15 protein-coding genes and 2 tRNA genes are annotated in these 16,597 nt (G+C 61.8%); 12 read left to right on the plus strand and 5 right to left on the minus strand.

The window, feature by feature from the left end; genetic code table 11:
- Positions 1-3 precede the first annotated feature (3 nt).
- The 11 genes from secG (at position 4) to C3F42_RS21175 (ending at position 10,193) form a co-directional block, all read left to right on the plus strand.
- Positions 4-396 (plus strand): preprotein translocase subunit SecG, encoded by a 393-nt coding sequence (gene secG, locus C3F42_RS21125; RefSeq protein ID WP_077418140.1) that lies wholly within the window; start codon positions 4-6, stop codon positions 394-396.
- Positions 397-416: 20 nt separating this feature from the next.
- Positions 417-502 (plus strand) — tRNA-Leu (locus C3F42_RS21130).
- Between the two features lie 98 nt (positions 503-600).
- Positions 601-677, plus strand: a tRNA-Met gene (locus tag C3F42_RS21135).
- Between the two features lie 129 nt (positions 678-806).
- Positions 807-1,265, plus strand: coding sequence for a ribosome maturation factor RimP (gene rimP / locus C3F42_RS21140; RefSeq protein ID WP_038707604.1), 459 nt, complete (start codon positions 807-809; stop codon positions 1,263-1,265).
- Positions 1,266-1,324: 59 nt separating this feature from the next.
- On the plus strand, positions 1,325-2,806 hold the full coding sequence (gene nusA / locus C3F42_RS21145; protein ID WP_038706865.1) for a transcription termination factor NusA: 1,482 nt from the start codon (positions 1,325-1,327) through the stop codon (positions 2,804-2,806).
- 27 nt (positions 2,807-2,833) lie between these two features.
- A complete protein-coding gene (infB, locus tag C3F42_RS21150) occupies positions 2,834-5,371 on the plus strand; it encodes a translation initiation factor IF-2 (RefSeq protein WP_023629338.1) in 2,538 nt (845 codons plus the stop codon).
- Between the two features lie 117 nt (positions 5,372-5,488).
- On the plus strand, positions 5,489-5,887 hold the full coding sequence (rbfA, locus tag C3F42_RS21155) for a 30S ribosome-binding factor RbfA (protein ID WP_023629337.1): 399 nt from the start codon (positions 5,489-5,491) through the stop codon (positions 5,885-5,887).
- Between the two features lie 3 nt (positions 5,888-5,890).
- Entirely contained in the window at positions 5,891-6,808 is a 918-nt protein-coding gene (gene truB, locus C3F42_RS21160) for a tRNA pseudouridine(55) synthase TruB (RefSeq protein ID WP_046854068.1), read from the plus strand.
- 150 nt (positions 6,809-6,958) lie between these two features.
- Entirely contained in the window at positions 6,959-7,228 is a 270-nt protein-coding gene (gene rpsO, locus C3F42_RS21165) for a 30S ribosomal protein S15 (RefSeq protein ID WP_023629335.1), read from the plus strand.
- A gap of 248 nt (positions 7,229-7,476) precedes the next feature.
- The gene (gene pnp / locus C3F42_RS21170; RefSeq protein ID WP_023629334.1) at positions 7,477-9,582 is read left to right on the plus strand and encodes a polyribonucleotide nucleotidyltransferase; all 2,106 of its coding nucleotides are present in this window, start codon (positions 7,477-7,479) and stop codon (positions 9,580-9,582) included.
- Between the two features lie 260 nt (positions 9,583-9,842).
- Positions 9,843-10,193, plus strand: coding sequence for a BON domain-containing protein (locus C3F42_RS21175; RefSeq protein WP_046854069.1), 351 nt, complete (start codon positions 9,843-9,845; stop codon positions 10,191-10,193).
- 95 nt (positions 10,194-10,288) lie between these two features.
- Here the strand turns inward: C3F42_RS21175 and C3F42_RS21180 are convergent, their stop codons facing one another.
- The gene (locus C3F42_RS21180; RefSeq protein WP_104444859.1) at positions 10,289-10,591 is read right to left on the minus strand and encodes a putative quinol monooxygenase; all 303 of its coding nucleotides are present in this window, start codon (positions 10,589-10,591) and stop codon (positions 10,289-10,291) included.
- A gap of 59 nt (positions 10,592-10,650) precedes the next feature.
- Between C3F42_RS21180 and C3F42_RS21185 the strand changes: the two genes are divergently transcribed.
- A complete protein-coding gene (locus tag C3F42_RS21185; RefSeq protein ID WP_046854071.1) occupies positions 10,651-11,064 on the plus strand; it encodes a VOC family protein in 414 nt (137 codons plus the stop codon).
- A gap of 111 nt (positions 11,065-11,175) precedes the next feature.
- Here C3F42_RS21185 and C3F42_RS21190 read toward each other — a convergent pair whose 3' ends face one another.
- From C3F42_RS21190 to C3F42_RS21205, 4 genes are all read right to left on the minus strand, one after another.
- Complete coding sequence (locus C3F42_RS21190) at positions 11,176-14,112, minus strand: DUF748 domain-containing protein (RefSeq protein ID WP_104444860.1); 2,937 nt, start codon at positions 14,110-14,112, stop codon at positions 11,176-11,178.
- A gap of 79 nt (positions 14,113-14,191) precedes the next feature.
- Positions 14,192-15,061: an oxygenase MpaB family protein gene (locus C3F42_RS21195; RefSeq protein WP_104444861.1), complete on the minus strand. Its 870-nt coding sequence runs from the start codon at positions 15,059-15,061 to the stop codon at positions 14,192-14,194.
- Between the two features lie 31 nt (positions 15,062-15,092).
- On the minus strand, positions 15,093-15,446 hold the full coding sequence (locus tag C3F42_RS21200; RefSeq protein WP_104444862.1) for an antibiotic biosynthesis monooxygenase: 354 nt from the start codon (positions 15,444-15,446) through the stop codon (positions 15,093-15,095).
- A 35-nt stretch (positions 15,447-15,481) separates the two neighbouring features.
- Positions 15,482-16,465: a zinc-dependent alcohol dehydrogenase family protein gene (locus tag C3F42_RS21205; protein ID WP_104444863.1), complete on the minus strand. Its 984-nt coding sequence runs from the start codon at positions 16,463-16,465 to the stop codon at positions 15,482-15,484.
- Positions 16,466-16,597: the final 132 nt, after the last annotated feature.

Consider the following 16,597-nt stretch of genomic DNA (forward strand, 5'->3'; position numbering starts at 1 on the left):
AAAATGCTGGAAACAGTCGTAGTTGTTTTTCATCTGTTGGCAGCACTGTCACTGGTAGTCATGGTGCTGCTGCAACAGGGTAAAGGTGCGGAAGCAGGTGCATCTTTCGGCGCAGGTGCTTCAAATACTGTGTTCGGAAGTCAAGGTTCCGCTACCTTTTTGAGTAAAGTTACTGCTATACTTGCTGCCACTTTCTTTTTGACTGCACTTGGGTTAGGATACTTCGCCAAGCAGCAAGCACACCAGCTGACTCAAGCCGGTTTGCCAGATCCAGCAGTGCTGGAAGTCAAAGAGCCAAAGCCGGCAGTCAATGATGATGTACCGGTGCTCCAGCAGCAGAAGAGCGAAACCACCAACTCTGGTGATGTACCTCCTCCAGCCAAAGAGCAGCAGTAACGGGTTTCAAATGTAGTATTGCCGAGGTGGTGGAATTGGTAGACACGCAACCTTGAGGTGGTTGTGCCCATAGGGTGTAGGGGTTCGAGTCCCCTTCTCGGTACCAATTGAAGCATGAGAGCCCGCTTTAGCGGGCTTTCTTGCAGGTGGAGGTCGGATTGACCCAGCACTGGGTTCAGTCTTATACTTTCGCCCCAGCTTTGTCGCGGGGTGGAGCAGCTTGGTAGCTCGTCGGGCTCATAACCCGAAGGTCGTTGGTTCAAATCCAGCCCCCGCAACCAGCTTCAGCAGAGCCCCTTTTCAGGGGCTTTTTGCTAGCCGAACAGTTTTGGCGTCGTTGTCCAACGGCGCTTTCAGGGATGGGCGCTTCGCCCATTTTTTATTTGCACAGCATGCACGAGGGGGTTCAGGTGTCGAGCAAGCTAGAACAGTTGCAGGCCTTGTTGGCCCCGGTTGTCGAGGGCCTGGGCTACCAATGCTGGGGGATCGAATACGTCTCCCAAGGCAAGCATTCGGTACTGCGTATCTACATCGACAAGGAAGGCGGCATCCTGGTGGAAGACTGCGAAGCCGTCAGCCGTCAGGCCAGCGCCATCCTCGATGTGGAAGATCCGATCAGCTCTGAATATACCCTCGAGGTGTCCTCTCCAGGCATGGACCGCCCGCTGTTCACGTTAGAACAGTTTGCAGCGCATGCCGGCGAGCAGGTGAAGATCAAGCTGCGTACGCCCTTCGAGGGCCGTCGTAACTTCCAGGGCCTTCTCCGCGGTGTGGAGGAACAGGATGTGGTGGTGCAAGTGGACCAGCACGAGTTCCTGTTGCCGATCGACTCGATCGACAAGGCCAATATTATTCCCAGTTTTGACTGAGACGTGCCGGGCCCGGCGGATGTTCCGGGGCCAATGGCTTGCGCAAGGCGAGGCGTACGATGAGCAAAGAAGTACTGCTGGTTGTTGAATCGGTATCCAACGAGAAAGGTGTACCGCCAGGCGTCATTTTCGAAGCGCTGGAAGTGGCCCTGGCCACTGCAACCAAAAAACGTTTTGAGGACGAAGTCGACCTGCGTGTGGAAATCAACCGCCACACCGGTAGCTACGAGACCTTCCGCCGCTGGACCGTGGTCGACGAAAACGACCTGGACGATCCGGCGATCGAGACCTGGCTGGAAAAGATCCAGGACACGCACCCGGATGCCAAGATCGGTGACGTGATCGAAGAGAAGATCGAGTCGATCGAGTTCGGTCGCATCGCCGCGCAGACCGCCAAGCAGGTCATCGTGCAGAAGGTCCGTGAGGCCGAGCGCGCCCAAGTGGTCGATGCCTACCGCGAGCGCGTGGGCGAGATCATCTCCGGTACCGTCAAGAAGGTCACCCGCGACAACGTCATCGTCGACCTGGGAAACAATGCCGAGGCGCTGCTGGCGCGCGAAGACATCATTCCCCGTGAGACCTTCCGTGTCGGCGTGCGCCTGCGTGCGCTGCTCAAGGAAATCCGCACCGAGAACCGCGGCCCACAGCTGATCCTGTCGCGCACTGCGCCGCAGATGCTGATCGAGCTGTTCCGCATCGAAGTGCCGGAAATCGCCGAAGGCCTCATCGAAGTCATGGCCGCGTCCCGTGATCCGGGTTCGCGTGCCAAGATCGCCGTCCGCTCCAAGGACAAGCGCATCGACCCGCAGGGTGCCTGTATCGGCATGCGTGGTTCGCGCGTCCAGGCCGTATCCGGCGAGTTGGGTGGCGAGCGTGTGGATATCGTCCTCTGGGACGAGAACCCGGCGCAGTTCGTCATCAACGCCATGTCGCCGGCAGAGGTTGCCGCGATCATCGTTGACGAGGACGCCCATGCGATGGATATCGCCGTTGCCGAGGACAACCTGGCCCAGGCGATTGGCCGTGGTGGCCAGAACGTCCGCCTGGCCAGCCAGCTGACCGCCTGGACCCTGAACGTGATGACCGAGAAGGACATCCAGGCCAAGCAGCAAGCTGAAACCGGCGACATCCTGCGTAATTTTGTCGAGGAACTGGAAGTCGACGAGGAGCTGGCGCAAGTGCTGGTCGACGAAGGCTTTACCAGTCTCGAAGAAATTGCCTACGTACCGTTGGAAGAAATGCTCAACATCGATGGCTTTGACGAGGAAATCGTCAATGAGCTCCGCGCTCGAGCCAAGGACCGTTTGTTGACCAAGGCCATCGCTACCGAAGAAAAACTGGCAGACGCCCATCCGGCCGAAGACCTGCTCTCCCTCGAGGGCATGGACAAGGACCTGGCGGCGGAACTGGCGGTGCGCGGCGTGGTTAACCGCGAAGACCTGGCCGAGCAGTCGATCGACGACCTGCTCGACATCGACGGCATCGACGAAGAGCGTGCCGGCAAGTTGATCATGGCCGCCCGAGCCCACTGGTTCGAGTAATTAGGCGCGGCCTGAGGAGAGAAGTGCATGACGCAAGTCACGGTGAAAGAACTGGCCCAAGAGGTCGAGGCACCGGTAGAGCGCCTGCTGCAGCAGATGCGTGAGGCAGGTCTGCCGCACACCGACGCCGGTCAGGTAGTGACCGACAATGAGAAGCAGACCCTGCTGACTCATTTGAAGAGCAGCCACAAGAGCAAGGCGGAAGAGCCGCGCAAGATTACCTTGCAGCGCAAGACCACCAGCACTCTGCGTGTCGCCGGTAGCAAGAGCATCAGCGTAGAAGTACGCAAGAAGAAAGTATTCGTGCAGCGCAGCCCGGAAGAGATCCAGGCTGAGCAGAAGCGCGAACAGGAAGAGCGCCGTGCGGCTGAGAACGCAGCCCGCGAGAAAGTCGAAGCCGAAGTCCGCCAGCGCAACGAGGAGCAGGCACGCCGTCAGGCCGCTGAAGCTCCGACCGCCGCGCCAGCGGCCAAGGCTGAGCCTGTTGCCGTTGCCGCTCCGGTAGTGGCCAACGCGCCGGTATCCGAAGACGCCGCTGCGCGTGCTGCCGAACGCAAGAAAGACGAGACTCGTCGCAACGAGAGCCGTAGCCGTGATGACGATCGTCGCGGTGGTGGCCAGGCTACCGCCGGCCGCGGCGAAGCGCCGCGCATGTCGGTCAAGGTCAAGGTCAAGGAGAAGGAAAAGGCTCCGACTCCGCGCGCCGCGCCGCGTACCACCGATGAAGAAAGCGATGGCTTCCGTCGCCGCGGTGGCAAGGGTAAAGGCAAGAAGCGCAATGCCCATGGCTTCCAGAGCCCGACTGGCCCGGTTATCCGTGACGTGGCGATTGGCGAGACCATCACTGTCTCCGATCTGGCCAACCAGATGTCCGTCAAGGGCGCTGAAGTGGTCAAGTTCATGTTCAAGATGGGTACTCCGGTCACCATCAACCAGGTGCTCGACCAGGAAACCGCTCAGCTGGTAGCAGAAGAGCTGGGCCACAAGGTCACCCTGATCAGCGACACCGCCCTGGAAGATTCCCTGGCCGAATCGCTGAAGTTCGAAGGCGAAACCACTTCGCGTGCGCCGGTCGTGACCGTCATGGGCCACGTCGACCACGGCAAGACCTCGCTGCTCGACTACATCCGTCGTGCCAAGGTTGCTGCTGGCGAGGCCGGTGGTATCACCCAGCACATTGGTGCCTATCACGTCGAAACCGACCGTGGCATGGTTACTTTCCTCGACACCCCTGGCCACGCTGCGTTCACGCAGATGCGCGCCCGTGGTGCCAAGGCGACCGACATCGTCATCCTGGTGGTGGCGGCGGACGACGGCGTGATGCCGCAGACCCGCGAAGCCGTGCAGCATGCCAAGGCAGCTGGCGTACCGCTGGTCGTTGCCGTGAACAAGATCGACAAGCCAGGCGCAGACCTCGACCGCATTCGCAACGAGCTGTCCGTCGAAGGCGTGACCTCCGAGGAATGGGGTGGTGACACGCCGTTCGTCAAGGTTTCGGCGAAGATGGGTACCGGCGTCGACGAACTGCTCGAAGCGGTCCTGCTGCAGGCCGAGATCCTCGAACTCAAGGCCACCCCGACCGCACCTGGTCGTGGTGTCGTGGTCGAGTCGCGTCTGGACAAGGGCCGTGGCCCGGTGGCTACCATCCTGGTTCAGGACGGTACCCTGCGTCAGGGCGACATGGTCCTGGTCGGCTCCAACTATGGCCGCGTGCGTGCCATGCTCGACGAGAACGGCAAGCCTGTGAAGGAAGCCGGCCCGTCGATCCCGGTCGAGATCCTCGGCCTGGATGGTACGCCGGACGCCGGTGAAGAGATGTCGGTGGTTGCCGACGAGAAGAAAGCGCGTGAAGTTGCGCTGTTCCGTCAAGGCAAGTTCCGCGAGGTCAAGCTGGCCCGTGCTCACGCCGGCAAGCTGGAAAACATCTTCGAGACCATGGGTCAGGAAGAGAAGAAGACCCTCAACATCGTCCTCAAGACCGACGTGCGCGGTTCCCTCGAGGCGCTGCAAGGTTCGCTCGGCGGCCTGGGCAACGACGAGGTTCAGGTTCGCGTCATCGGTGGCGGCGTCGGTGGTATCACCGAAAGCGATGCCAACCTGGCGCTGGCGTCCAACGCTGTACTGTTCGGCTTCAACGTGCGTGCCGATGCCGGCGCGCGCAAGATCGTCGAGCAGGAAGGTCTGGATATGCGTTACTACAACGTGATCTACGACATCATCGAAGACGTCAAGAAAGCCCTGACCGGCATGCTCGGCAGCGATGTTCGCGAGAACATCCTGGGTGTCGCCGAAGTCCGTGACGTGTTCCGTTCGCCGAAGTTCGGCGCCATCGCTGGCTGTATGGTCATCGAGGGTACCGTGTACCGCAACCGTCCGATCCGCGTTCTGCGCGACGACGTGGTGATCTTCGAAGGCGAGCTGGAATCGCTGCGTCGCTTCAAGGACGATGCGTCCGAAGTACGCAACGGCATGGAGTGCGGTATTGGCGTCAAGAGCTACAACGACGTCAAGGTCGGCGACAAGATCGAAGTGTTCGAGAAAGTCCAGGTGGCTCGTACCCTGTAAGGGCCGAGCGTGGTGCAGGCCCCGCCCCAGGGCGGTTGCCTGAACCTCTGAAGGTAGCGCCCGGTCAGGCTTCGAGCTTGACCGGGCGTTTGCCGCTTTAAGATACAGGTAGCAAGAATGGCAAAAGAATATAGCCGTACCCAACGTATCGGTGATCAGATGCAGCGTGAGCTGGCAGAGCTGATCCGCCGTGAAGTCAAAGACCCGCGTGTCGGCCTGGTGACCATCACCGCCGTCGACGTCAGCCGTGACCTGGGCCATGCCAAGGTTTTCATCACTGTCATGGGTGAAGAAACCCCGGACGCTGTCAAGCAGTCGCTCAAGGCCTTGAACAGCGCCGCCAGCTTCCTGCGACTGCACCTGGGCCGCTCGATGCAGCTGCGCAGCGTGCCGCAGCTGCATTTCCACTTCGATGAAAGCGTGAGCCGCGGTGTGCATCTGTCAGCGCTGATCGAGCGTGCGGTGGCCGAAGACCGCCAGCACCAGGATGCCGACGCGCCGGACACCAAGGAGTAAGTGGTGGCCCAGGTCAAACGTATCCGCCGCAACGTCAGCGGCATCATCCTGCTCGACAAGCCGCTGGGGTTCACCTCCAACGCTGCCCTGCAGAAGGTCCGCTGGCTGCTCAACGCCGAGAAGGCTGGCCACACCGGCAGCCTCGACCCGCTGGCCACCGGCGTGCTGCCGTTGTGCTTCGGGGAGGCCACCAAGTTCTCGCAGTACCTGCTCGATTCCGACAAGGGCTACGAGACGGTTATGCAGATGGGCCAGACCACCACCACCGGGGACGCCGAAGGCGAAGTGCTGAAGACCCGCGACGTGACCGTTGGTCGCGCCGACATCGAAGCGGTGATCCCGCGTTTTCGCGGTGAAATCCAGCAGGTGCCGCCGATGTACTCGGCCCTCAAGCGCGATGGCCAGCCCCTGTACAAGCTGGCGCGCGCAGGAGAGGTAGTGGAGCGTGAGGCGCGTTCTGTTACTATTGGCCGGTTGGACTTGCTGGAGTGCGAAGGCACCCGGGCACGTCTGTCGGTTGGCTGTAGCAAGGGCACCTATATCCGCACCCTGGTGGAGGATATGGGCGAGGCGTTGGGCTGTGGTGCCTACGTCGCCGAGTTGCGCCGCACCCAGGCCGGCCCTTTCGAGCTGGCCCAGACCGTCACGCTCGAAGAGCTGGAACAGGCTCACGCCGAAGGTGGCAACGAAGCGCTCGATCGCTTCCTGATGCCCTCGGACAGCGGCTTGCAGGACTGGCCATTGGTGGTATTGTCCGAGCACAGCGCGTTCTATTGGCTGCATGGCCAGGCAGTACGTGCGCCGGACGCACCGCAATTCGGCATGGTCCGCGTACAGGATCACAATGCCCGCTTCATCGGTATCGGTGAGGTGAGCGAAGACGGGCGCATTGCGCCGCGTCGACTGATTCGGTCGGAATGACCGATACCACAGGGCGAGGTCAACGCTTTGCCCTGCGGATTCGAGGATGGCTGTCAGTAGGCACGGTCATTACTCTTTTTATTAATACAGGGATCCAGTCCCTGGCCTATTGGACCCCGCTTGCGGGATCCGTTTATCAGGAGAAGCCAAATGGCCCTCAGCGTCGAAGAAAAAGCTCAGATCGTTGCAGACTATCAGCAAGCCGCCGGCGACACCGGTAGCCCGGAAGTACAGGTTGCCCTGCTGACCTTCAACATCAACAAGCTGCAAGGCCACTTCAAGGCCAACGAAAAAGACCACCACTCCCGTCGTGGTCTGATCCGTATGGTCAACCAGCGTCGTAAGCTGCTGGATTACCTGAAGGGTAAAGACACCACTCGTTACAGCGCCCTGATCGGTCGCCTGGGCCTGCGTCGCTAATAGCGGCCTGGCCAGTGGTGTTGCATGGTGTGTCGCATTCTTCGGCAACGCTGTCTATCAGCGCTGCCGTTGGACACGCCGCGCGATCTGCGAGGTTGGCAGCCTGGTGTGCCGAGCGGTTTATCCGCCCGGCGCCAGGCTCCCAGCCTCGTGTTGTATCTGGACGGTCAATGGGGCCGATTCCCCGTTCTGCCCAAGAATTCGCAAGAACCAGTTCCCCCAAGAGCCACTGAAAAAGGTAGGAAACCGTGAACCCGGTAATCAAGCAATTCCAGTTCGGTCAATCGACCGTTACCCTCGAAACGGGCCGCATTGCCCGTCAGGCCACCGGCGCCGTGCTGGTCACCGTCGACAACGATGTCACTGTGCTGGTGACCGTGGTCGGTGCCAAGCATGCCGATCCGAGCAAGGGCTTCTTCCCGCTGTCCGTGCACTACCAGGAAAAGACCTACGCCGCTGGTAAGATCCCAGGTGGTTTCTTCAAGCGTGAAGGCCGCCCATCCGAAAAAGAAACCCTGACTTCGCGCCTGATCGACCGCCCGATCCGCCCGCTGTTCCCTGAAGGTTTCATGAACGAAGTGCAGGTTGTCTGCACCGTGGTTTCCACCAGCAAGAAGACCGATCCGGACATCGCTGCGATGATCGGTACCTCGGCTGCCCTGGCCATCTCGGGCATTCCGTTCGAAGGCCCGATCGGCGCCGCCCGCGTTGCCTTCCACGAAAGCACCGGCTACCTGCTGAACCCGACCTACGAGCAGCAGGCCGCTTCGAGCCTGGACATGGTCGTTGCCGGTACCGAGTCGGCCGTACTGATGGTTGAATCGGAAGCCAAAGAGCTGACCGAAGACCAGATGCTGGGCGCCGTGCTGTTCGCCCACGATGAATTCCAGGCCGTGATCAAGGCTGTCAAAGAGCTGGCTGCCGAAGCCGCCAAGCCGACCTGGGACTGGAAACCTGCCGTTGCCAACACCGAACTGTTCAACGCCATCCGCGCCGAGTTCGGCGAAGCGGTGTCGCAAGGCTACACCATCACCGTCAAGGCCGACCGCTACGCGCGCCTGGGCGAGCTGCGCGATCAGGCGATCGCCAAGTTCTCCGGTGAAGAAGGCCAGCCATCGGCCGGTGAAGTCAAAGACATCTTCGGCGAGATCGAATACCGCACCGTTCGCGAAAACATCGTCAACGGCAAGCCACGTATCGACGGTCGCGACACCAAGACCGTGCGCCCGCTGAACATCGAAGTCGGCGTTCTGCCGAAGACCCACGGTTCGGCCCTGTTCACCCGTGGCGAAACCCAGGCCCTGGTCGTCGCGACCCTGGGTACCGCCCGTGACGCCCAGCTGCTGGACACCCTCGAAGGCGAGAAGAAAGACCCCTTCATGCTGCACTACAACTTCCCGCCGTTCTCGGTAGGTGAGTGTGGTCGCATGGGCGGTGCTGGCCGTCGTGAAATCGGCCACGGCCGTTTGGCCCGTCGTTCGGTACAGGCCATGCTGCCGGCCGCTGACGTGTTCCCGTACACTATCCGCGTAGTATCGGAAATCACCGAGTCCAACGGCTCCAGCTCCATGGCTTCGGTCTGCGGTGCCTCCCTGGCGCTGATGGACGCGGGCGTGCCGATGAAGGCGCCGGTTGCCGGTATCGCCATGGGCCTGGTCAAGGAAGGCGAGAAGTTCGCCGTACTGACCGACATCCTGGGTGACGAAGACCACCTCGGCGACATGGACTTCAAGGTAGCCGGTACCGCCAAAGGCGTCACCGCGCTGCAGATGGACATTAAGATCAACGGCATCACCGAAGAGATCATGGAAATCGCCCTGGGCCAGGCCCTGGAAGCGCGCCTGAACATCCTCGGCCAGATGAACCAGATCATCGGCGAGTCGCGTACCGAGCTGTCGGCCAACGCGCCGACCATGATCGCGATGAAGATCGACACCGACAAGATCCGTGACGTCATCGGTAAAGGCGGCGCCACCATTCGCGCCATCTGCGAAGAGACCAAGGCTTCGATCGACATCGAAGACGACGGCTCGATCAAGATCTTCGGCGAAACCAAGGAAGCCGCGGACGCTGCCAAGCAGCGCATCCTGGGCATCACCGCCGAGGCCGAGATCGGCAAGATCTACGTCGGCAAGGTTGAGCGCATCGTCGACTTCGGTGCCTTCGTCAACATCCTGCCGGGCAAGGACGGCCTGGTGCACATCTCCATGCTGAGCGATGCTCGCGTCGAGAAGGTCACCGACGTGCTGAAGGAAGGCCAGGAAGTCGAAGTACTGGTACTGGACGTGGACAACCGCGGCCGTATCAAGCTGTCGATCAAGGACGTTGCCGCTGCCAAGGCATCGGGCGTCTAAGCCTTTCAAGGCTAAAGGAAGGACCCTCCGGGGTCCTTTTTTTATGCCCGCCGCAAAATAGTTGAGAGCATGCATCTTGCACGTGGCTTTTTTACCGGGATTGCAAAATGCACGGTAACGGCTTCTTCTAGCTTTGCTTAACTCATTGATTTCAAAGGTTTTATAGGGCTCGCAAAAACTGGCACAGCCCCTGCAACTACCTTACTACCTGACGCCAGGACCCAAGGCGCAGACCTTTCGAAAAAACAGGAGTGACCCATATGAAGAAGTTCGCCATTGCTGCCGCTACTGCTACCGCTCTGACCCTGACCATGGCTAACGCGGCATTTGCTGCCCAGTCCACCCAGGCCCCGATGACGCTTGCGGCCGGTGAGGTGACCAAAGCCAAGGAAGCCACTTCCGACACCTGGATCACCACCAAGGTGAAGGCTGACCTGATGACCGAGAAAGGCGTGCCAGGCAGTGACATCAAGGTCGAAACCAACAAAGGCGTAGTGTCCCTGTCTTCGGACGTGGCCATTACCGATGCACAGAAAGACATGGCGGTTGCCATCGCCAAGAAGATCAAGGGCGTACAGGCCGTCTCGGCTGATGGCCTGAAAGCCGAATAAGGATTGTCCCGTCGGCCAAAAGGATTTGGCCACCCCTTCAAGCAAAAGCCCCGGCCATCGCCGGGGCTTTTCTATTGGCATTCAGGAAGGCCGCTTCAGCTCACCGGGTTGCGGGCGATCACATCGCTCTCGAAGCACACCTGCTCTTCGATCAGCGGCTCCACCAGGGGGCGGCTGTCGCGAAAATGTGCGGTCCGGGTATGCGCCTCGTACGCCTCATCGTCCTGGTAGATCTCGTACAGGTAGATGACTTCGGCATCATCCCGGTCCTGCGAGACATCGAATACCAGGCAACCCGGCTCGGTGGCGACCGACGCCGCTGCGTTGGCATTGATGGCTGCCAGGAAGGCATCGGCTGTGCCGGGTCTCACGCGTGTCTTGATAAATAGGCAGTACACATGACGCTCCTTTTGTTTTAAATTCTAAAGTGAATTGTATACAAAAAAGGAGCCGCGCTATGTCCGATCTACCTGCCCGCCCTGGTCGTCTCAATGGCCTGCGTCACATCGCTCTGCTGGTGCCCAACCTGGAGGAGTGCGAGCGCTTCTACGTGGATGTGCTGGGCATGGAGGTGCTCAACCGTGCCAACGAAGACCTGGTCTATCTCACCTGCGGCAACGACAACCTGTCGCTCGGGCGCGGCGCAGGCGCGGCCAATGGCCTACAGACCTTGGATCACTATGGTTTCATCGTCGACAGCGTGGAGGAGTTGGAAGCCTGGTATCAGTATTTCAAGGCCCATGGCGTGACGCTGCTGGACCGCCCGTTCAATCACGGCGATGGCGCGCGCAGTTTCCATTTGCTGGACCCGGCGGGGAACAAGGTGCAGCCGTTGTATCACCCGGCGGTGTCGGGACAACGGCTGGCCTGACCGTATCTATCACTTGCGCTGCCCTCATTGCCGGCAAGCCGGCTCCCACAGAGGTACAGTGTGTATCTGTGGGAGCCGGCTTGCCGGCGATGAGGGCTACTCGGTCGAGAGCTACTCGGCATCCAGGTGCATCGGCGTCACCACGCGGCCATCGCTCTCGGCCTGGCCGAGGTTGGTGTCGATGAAGTACACGCGGTCATCTTCCAGCTGGCCCTTGTCTACCAGGTAGTCCTTGATGCTGCTGGCCCGCTCCTGGCCCAGGTTGCGCAGCAACACGGCGCTTTCCGCCCAGGACTTGATGACCGCTTCACGCAGCTTGGCGCTGCGCTCGTCACGGCCCAGGTTCTGCCAATCAGCTGGAGGCTGCTGTTTCAGGCGTGCACGATAGATGCCCTCGAGCATCGCCGGTTTGTCGCTGTCGTCCACCACCAGCAACGAGGCATTGGCTGGGACCTTGTCGCCCCGACGCTGTAGGATTTTGTACCAGGTGGCCTGGTACTCGCGCTCCAGGCGCTGCTGGGCGATCAGCGGGCCGTCACTGCTCTGGGCCGCCGTGCCTTCGATTTCCAGGCGCAGCTCGGGGCGCTCCTTGAGGGCCGAGGCGAGCTTGTCCAGGGACGCTTGAACCTCGGGCGTAAGGTCGCTCGAGCCGGCGGCGAACGACACATTGCCGAGATCTTCCGCGCCACCCCCCGAGACCAGCCCGCCAAGCAGTTTGAACGGCGCCTGCGCCGCGCGCAGCACCAGGTTGCGCAGGGTCTGCCAGACGATCGGCATCACGCTGAACTGAGGGTTGTTCAGGTCGCCCGAAACCGGCAGTTCGATGGAAATCTTGCCTTCGGTATCCTTGAGCAAGGCCACCGCCAGGCGGATGGGCAGATCCACCGCGTCAGGGCTGTCGACTTTCTCACCCAGCTGCAGTTGCTCGACCACCACTTTGTTTTCGGCCTTGAGCTGGCCATTGGTGATCAGGTAGTGAAGGTCCAGGTTCAACCGCCCCTTGCGGATGCGAAACCCTGCGAACTTACCCGAGTAGGGCGTCAGGGTGGTCAGCTCGACGCGTTTGAAGCTGGTGGCGATATCGAGACTGGCCAGCGGGCTGAACGGGTTTAGTGCCCCCTTGATGGTCACAGGCGCGTAACGGTCGACCTTGCCCTTGATGTCCACCTTGGCGGGCGTGGGCTTGCGGTTGTCGATGGTTCCGATCTGGCCGTTGAGCTGCTGTACCGCGGTGGCGAAGTTAGGCGTCAGGGTCAGGTCGGCGAAGTTGGCCGAGCCATCGTTGATGCCGATCTGGCCGATGCGGATGCCCAGCTCCTTGCCGCTACCGGCAGCAGCGGGCTTGCTCGGGGCCGAGGCAGGCTTGTCGGCGGGTTGCGGGATCAGCAGGTCGTCGACGTTGGTGGTGCGGTCTTCGTTGATGATGAAGCGCGCGTAGGGTTGCAGCAGGGTGACCTTGTCGATCGACAGGGCATCGCCATGCACGTACGACAGGCCATCGACGTTGACCTGTTGCCATTTGACGAAGTCGCGGTTCTTGATGGTGTCCAGGGTGTGCAGTTGGTTGGCCTGGGCCTTGCCGGTGATGGTGAAGGCCAGCGGCTCGGTGCTCTTGAGGTCGACCTTGAGGTCGCTGGAGAGCATGCCACTGCGCAGCTCCAGGCGGATGAACGGGCTGATGTAGGCCTGGGCCACCCGTAGGTCGATATCGCGGGTGGCAACGTCGAGCTTGGCCGAGACCGGGGCCAGGTTAACCTGGCCTGCGGCCTGTAGCTTGCCCTGCCTGCCCACGCCGGTGTCGAGCTTGAGGGTGAAGGGCGACTGGTTGAGGCTGTCGAAATTCTGTACGTCGAGGTTGAGCGGGCCGACATCCAGGGCCACGGGCTCTTTCTGGCTGCGATCGGCCAGATGGACCATGTAGTTGCGCGCCTGCACGTCCTTGAGCAGGACCTGCCAGGGCTTGCTCGGCTCTTTGGCAGCCTGTTCTTCCGGGGTGGGTTCGGCGGCGGCGGGCTCGGCCTTTTCCTTTGGCGTGGCCTTGGCCGGCTGGCTGGCGAACAGCTTCTGCCAGTCGAGCTGGCCGTCCTTCTCCAGGGCTGCCCAGGTTTCCAGCTTGTCGCTGCGGATCTTGCCGACGGTGACCAACTGCTTGGCCAGGTCGATGGAGGTTTCACTGACCTCCAGGCTGGCCAGGCGCGCCAGTGGGCGGCCATCCGGTGCCTTGATGGCGAAGGGTGCGACCCGCACCGAGGTGTTGTCGAGCAGCAGCTCGGTTTCCTTGGAAAGGTTGAGCTTGTAGTGGGTGTCGAGGCTGACCATGCCGTCTTCCAGCACCAGCGGCACGGCGTCGCGCACGTAAGGCCAGAACAGCTTCATCTTGCCGTCGGTGACTTTCAGCGTGCCCTCGGAAGCGATCGGCGTCAGGCTGAGCGTGCCGCTCCAGTCGATACGCCCACCCGCCGGGCCGTTGGCCACCAGGGTCATGTCGGCGTTGTCGTCGGGGAGGGTGCTGAGGTTATTCAGCTCCAGGTTCATCGAGTCGTAGAGAAACTCGATCGGCTCGCTCGGGCGCAGGTCCTGGAAGTGCAGGTAACCCTCGCTCAGCTTGATGCTGGCAATGCGCAGCGGGAACGGGTCGCTTGGCGGTTCCTCGGCCTTGGGCTCGCTGGGCGGAAGCTTGAACAGCTGGGCCAGGTTGAGGCTGCCGTCCTTGGCGAACAGCAACTCGGTACGCGGCTTGTCCAGCTCCACCGCGTCGAGGCGCAGGGCCTTGGTCCACAGGCTGTCGAGGGACAGGTTGGCGTAGAGACGCTCGAAGCCGACCTGCTCCTTGCCGGGCTCGCCGATCTGCAGGCCCCACAGGGTCAGTTCAAGGCTGAACGGATTGAGTTCGATGCGCTGCAGATGCGCCGGCACCGTGGCGTACTGCGCCAGTTGCTGGTTGGCGATGCGCAGGGCGATGCCGGGGAGAATGAAAAAGCCGAGCAGGCTGTACAGGGCCACGAGGGCCACGAGTGCGCCGAGGGCGCGGGTCAATCCTTTGGGCATGTGTCGCTTCGTCTGTATCAGGCTGGAGTGCTTGGAGTATGGCACGTTAAATCGGTTCCGATGAACGGACCAAAATACCTCATTCGACGCCCATGCGCCGCCTGGCGCGCTGCGCCGAGCCATTGCGCATGGCCCAGCGCAGCACCGGCGCGGTATTGCTCAGGCCCAGGCGTATCATGCGCCGCTCGACCGCGCCCTGGTGCAGGCCGAGCATTGCGCTGGCCCAGTCCGGCAGCAGGTCGATGCCGGCCTTGAGCATCAGCTTGCCCACCGGCTCGGCCAGGCGGCTGGGGGCCGGGGCCTTGAGCAGGATATCGACCACCTCGAGGCTACGCGCATCGCACTGCAACTGCGGGCGCATGCGCCGCAGGTAGGCATCCACCTCGGCACAGGAACGGGGTACGTCGCGCGCGCCAAGGCGTTCGGCGATCAGGGCGATCTCGTTGTAGTAGGCGTCCTGCGCGCTACGCGGCAGGTCAGGATTGCGGTAGCGCAGGTGGGCGGCGAGGAAGCTGCTGACTTCGGCCACATGCACCCAGGTCAGCAGGTCGGGGTCGCTGGCGGCATAGGGGCGGCCATCGGCCGCGGTGCCGACCACCTTGAGGTGGATGGTGCGGATCTTGTCGATCAGCCACTCGGCGTCACGGGTCGAGCCGAAGGTGGTGCCGGAGATGAACTGGCTGGTGCGGCGCAGGCGGCCGAGCAGGTCCTGGCGAAAGTTCGAATGGTCCCAGACCCCGGCCAGGGCCAGCGGATGCAGCAGTTGCAGCATCAGCGCGCTGATCCCGCCTACCAGCATGCTGGGGAAGTCGCCGTGTACCTGCCAGCTGATGCTCTGTGGGCCGAACAGGCCGGGATCGCCCTTGGGCGACTCCAGGTCGAGCTGACCGAGGGCCAGCCCGGTGAGGCTCATGACTTGGGTTTCGATGCGGCGACGCAAGGCTTCCATGGCGACCTGTGCTGGCCGCCATGGCGGCCGTCTAGGGGGTTGGGCGATTGTCGTCCAGTCGGGCACCGCCCGGGCTGGTGGGCGCGTGCGTTTCGAACGCGCCGCCCTGTACATGATAAACCGTGGGCTCCTCGGAAAAATATGGTGTCAGGTGGGCCATGAAGACCTCATGGTCTTCACTGGCCTCGAAACCCGGCGTGTGGTCCTCGAGTGTCTGCCATTGCACGATCAGGTTGAACTGATGAGGGCTCTCGATCCCTTGCGTGAGCATATGGCTGACGTGACCCTTGGCTCGGCTGAGCAACGGGGCGACCTCGGCGAATACGTGCGCGAAGGTATCGACGTGGGTCGGACGAATGGGAAGCAGGGCAATTTCGTAGATCATGGCGGTCCTTGAAGTCGAAAAGGGTGGCAGGTGCTTCAAGCGCTGGCGGGGTCGGCCAAGGGCACGACCGCAATGGCGATCTTCCCCTGCAGGCCATTGTTGGCGCTTTGCAGCCGGGCATGGGCGAGGGGAACCTCAGCGAGGGAGTAGACGGCGCCCACGTGTGGCTTCAGTTGCCCGCGTTCGACCAGCGCGCTCAACTCGTCGAGCTTGCCGCGGTGCTGCCGGGTGAAGACGAAGTGGTAACTCGCGTTGCGGCCCCAAGCCTGGATCAGGTTCTGCGGTTGCGCGATGTCCACGATCGACACCACGCGCCCCAGTTGCGCCAGGACGTCCGGGCTGCGTGCCAGGGTATCGCCACCGATGGTGTCGAAGACCACGTCGACGCCTTGGCCCCCGGTTTCCCGCTGGACGACATCGACATAATCCTGATGCTCATAGTCGATGACCACGTCCGCGCCCATTTGCCGCACGAATTCGGCATTGGCCTCGCGCACGGTGGTGAACACCCTTGCGCCCATGGCCTTGGCCAGCTGGATCGCCACGTGGCCGACACCACCTGCGCCGCCGTGAATCAAGATGCGCTCGCCCACCCTGAGCGCCGCACGCACTACCAGGGCCTCCCAGGCCGTGCCGCCGACCAGGCTCAGGCTGGCTGCCTCCAGGTGGCTCAGCGAAGGCGGCTTCAGGCCGATGATGTCTTCGGCGGCGACGTGGTACTCGGCATAGCTGCCCGCCCCGTCGAAGATCTGCGGCGTGTACCACACCTCGTCGCCCGGCCTGAACGCGGTCACACCCGGCCCGACGGCTTCGACCACGCCGGAAACGTCGTGCCCGGTAATGGCCGGGAGGGGCACCAGGTCGGGGTAGTCGCCACGCCGAACCTGGTAATCCAGGGGGTTGATGGAGGTGGTGTGCACCCGGACCAGCACCTGTCCGGCCTGCGGCACCGGTTTGGCGACATCGCGATAGGCGAATGCGTCCGGGCCGCCAAAGGAATCCAGTATCAACGCTTTCATGGTGTTTCCTCGCTTCGATAAAAAGGGATATCGGGAAATATCGATGTATAAAGTAGAGTGAAGTTGCTGTTCTATGCCTTGGCACCTGCCAGGTGCCGCAGTTGTTGCCTCCTTGGGTTAGATAAAAGGGTT

Origin of the sequence: Pseudomonas sp. PONIH3 (genome assembly GCF_002934345.1) — a bacterium.
Classification (GTDB): domain Bacteria; phylum Pseudomonadota; class Gammaproteobacteria; order Pseudomonadales; family Pseudomonadaceae; genus Aquipseudomonas; species Aquipseudomonas soli.

Bases quoted from the DNA above. Each gene is read 5' to 3' on its own strand.
- secG (WP_077418140.1), top strand. From the start codon at position 4: ATGCTGGAAACAGTCGTAGTTGTTTTTCATCTGTTGGCAGCACTGTCA.
- nusA (WP_038706865.1), top strand. From the start codon at position 1,325: ATGAGCAAAGAAGTACTGCTGGTTGTTGAATCGGTATCCAACGAGAAA.
- infB (WP_023629338.1), top strand. From the start codon at position 2,834: ATGACGCAAGTCACGGTGAAAGAACTGGCCCAAGAGGTCGAGGCACCG.
- rbfA (WP_023629337.1), top strand. From the start codon at position 5,489: ATGGCAAAAGAATATAGCCGTACCCAACGTATCGGTGATCAGATGCAG.
- rpsO (WP_023629335.1), top strand. From the start codon at position 6,959: ATGGCCCTCAGCGTCGAAGAAAAAGCTCAGATCGTTGCAGACTATCAG.
- C3F42_RS21175 (WP_046854069.1), top strand. From the start codon at position 9,843: ATGAAGAAGTTCGCCATTGCTGCCGCTACTGCTACCGCTCTGACCCTG.
- C3F42_RS21185 (WP_046854071.1), top strand. From the start codon at position 10,651: ATGTCCGATCTACCTGCCCGCCCTGGTCGTCTCAATGGCCTGCGTCAC.
- C3F42_RS21190 (WP_104444860.1), bottom strand. From the start codon at position 14,112: ATGCCCAAAGGATTGACCCGCGCCCTCGGCGCACTCGTGGCCCTCGTG.
- C3F42_RS21195 (WP_104444861.1), bottom strand. From the start codon at position 15,061: ATGGAAGCCTTGCGTCGCCGCATCGAAACCCAAGTCATGAGCCTCACC.
- C3F42_RS21200 (WP_104444862.1), bottom strand. From the start codon at position 15,446: ATGATCTACGAAATTGCCCTGCTTCCCATTCGTCCGACCCACGTCGAT.
- C3F42_RS21205 (WP_104444863.1), bottom strand. From the start codon at position 16,465: ATGAAAGCGTTGATACTGGATTCCTTTGGCGGCCCGGACGCATTCGCC.